Source organism: Borrelia hispanica CRI, assembly GCF_000500065.1.
Lineage (GTDB): Bacteria > Spirochaetota > Spirochaetia > Borreliales > Borreliaceae > Borrelia > Borrelia hispanica.
Map to the genome: position 1 here is coordinate 1 of NZ_AYOU01000084.1, position 1,989 is coordinate 1,989.

Here is a 1,989-nt window from a genome sequence, read left to right on the forward strand (position 1 = left end):
TCATAAATCCTCCTTAAATTTTAATTATTATGGTTTTTTTACTTCGCAATTAACAGCTCTAATTTCAAACGTAACCTTTTCTGCTTCAGCAGCATAGCTTCTTGATGGTTCTTCTGCAAAGAATGCATTATTAGATACAATGTGAATGTTTTCAAAGTCATTAAATACAAGGCTTAGCAGTTTTTCATATGTACTCTCTTTTACATTGTAAAATTGATTTTGAGACATATCTGTTAGTAGCTTGTAATCATAAGATCCAATAGTTACTTCAACATTAAATATGAAAGTAATAGTTTTAGGGTCTCTAAAACTAACTACCGGAAATCCCATATCTTCAGTACTAGATACAGCTCTTGTTGTAGGTTCACTAGTAAGCTCTAATTTCCCACTTTGAATATGCTTATCTTTAATTGAGAAAAATATCTTCGTTAAGTTGTAAACATGATCCATTATTTAACCTCCTTTAAACTATTTTGATAGCTTTGTATATCTTGTGTTGTGATATTTAATACCACTCCTTTCATAGAATGGTTATAAGTAATATTTATTGATAAGAATAGTTTTAGTGCAGCACTTGCCGATATTTGTATTTTGAGTTTAGAATAAGAAACAATTAGACCTGAATCAATAAGTTCTTTAAGTTTGCATTCAATAGCAGCACTATAAGCATTATCTCTTTGTCCTGATAGTTGAAGTTCTGATAATTTACTATTTTGTCTATTATTTAAGTTCCATATTCTAATAAGTTCTGCAATAAATTCATATTTGATATAGTCATAAGTAAAAATTTCATCGATAGGGGTAGAATCGAGACAAATTCCTTCTTTAAAAGCTGGGAAACCATCAAGTCCAGTTTCATTAAGGTGTGAATAGAAATTGATATTAGCTTGTCTAAGCTTAGTAATCTCTGTGCTATCAGTAATAGGATTTATACTACTAAATGTAAGTCCATAAGGGTTTACAGCATGAAAGATACTTGCTTCATGTAAGTATTTAGATGTAAATCTTAAATGTAATTGTTGATCTCCTTTAGAATGAATAACAATAATTTTAGATTTGGAGTTAGAACCATTTTTAAACAATTCTTTTATTTCAGATTCTTTGGTTCCAAATACAAAGAAGTGTGCAGGGTCTTTGAAATTAGTATAATCATCTTTATAAATAGTAAGACCATCACCACCATTATTATTACTTGCATAAGTGTTTATAAATACAATAAAAGCATTTCTACTTCTTTTAAATAGTTCTTTAATCCCTTTTGCCTCTGTTGTTTCTTTATATATAACTAATGTTACAGAACGTAATCCTTTATCATCTTCTGCAAAAAATGCTTGAATTGCTTGTTTTAAATATTCTTTTTCTTTATTAAATTCATCGTCACCATTGCTACCTTCTTTTTCAAGTGCATCAATTGCTTGTTCATAATCATTTATATTTAAATATAATATTTTATATTTTGGTGATGTAGTATTAAGTTTAATTTTTGAACATTTATAGACAAGTAGTGGTGTATAATAACTTACTTGATTTAGATCCAATCTAGAATGCGTTAAATTAACACTAATTGTATCAGCTGGCATTATTTTTCTCCTTAATTTTTTCTTCTTCTATTTGTATATTTGCTCTAAATCCTTGACTTAAACAATAAGTTAAGTTGCTATGATTGCTATTTATGTCAAGGAGACCATTGTTTTGCATATTTGTTGTATGGTGAATATAAAATTTCAAATTTATTTGGTAGTCATTATCTTCAGGTGTAAAAGTAAAGCTTTGAGTTGCAAAGTCATATAAGAAGTCACTAAATAATGTATAAAGTAACATAAGTCTTTCATATGCATCTTTGTTTGAATTGTTCGTTAATGCCATAAAATATAGTTGAAAATTGATAGCAAATTCGTTGACATTATTATAAAATACACCTGTTCTTGAATTATGATTAAAGAGACCATCAATATTATTAAAATGCACAGCAATTATATTTGAATTATT

General features: G+C 27.6%; 3 protein-coding genes. All 3 read right to left on the reverse strand.

What is annotated here, in order from left to right:
* Positions 1 to 27 precede the first annotated feature (27 nt).
* Positions 28 to 450: a DUF1463 family protein gene (locus U880_RS0102350; protein WP_024654455.1), complete on the reverse strand. Its 423-nt coding sequence runs from the start codon at positions 448 to 450 to the stop codon at positions 28 to 30.
* Positions 450 to 1,580, reverse strand: coding sequence for a DUF787 family protein (locus tag U880_RS0102355; protein WP_024654618.1), 1,131 nt, complete (start codon positions 1,578 to 1,580; stop codon positions 450 to 452). Before U880_RS0102355 ends, U880_RS0102350 begins: the two co-directional genes overlap by 1 nt.
* Positions 1,570 to 1,989 (reverse strand): DUF764 family protein (locus tag U880_RS0102360; RefSeq protein ID WP_024654599.1); only part of this gene is annotated, 420 nt, incomplete at its 5' end. The genes U880_RS0102360 and U880_RS0102355, both read right to left, overlap by 11 nt.

Bases quoted from the DNA above. Each gene is read 5' to 3' on its own strand.
- U880_RS0102350 (WP_024654455.1), bottom strand. From the start codon at position 450: ATGGATCATGTTTACAACTTAACGAAGATATTTTTCTCAATTAAAGAT.
- U880_RS0102355 (WP_024654618.1), bottom strand. From the start codon at position 1,580: ATGCCAGCTGATACAATTAGTGTTAATTTAACGCATTCTAGATTGGAT.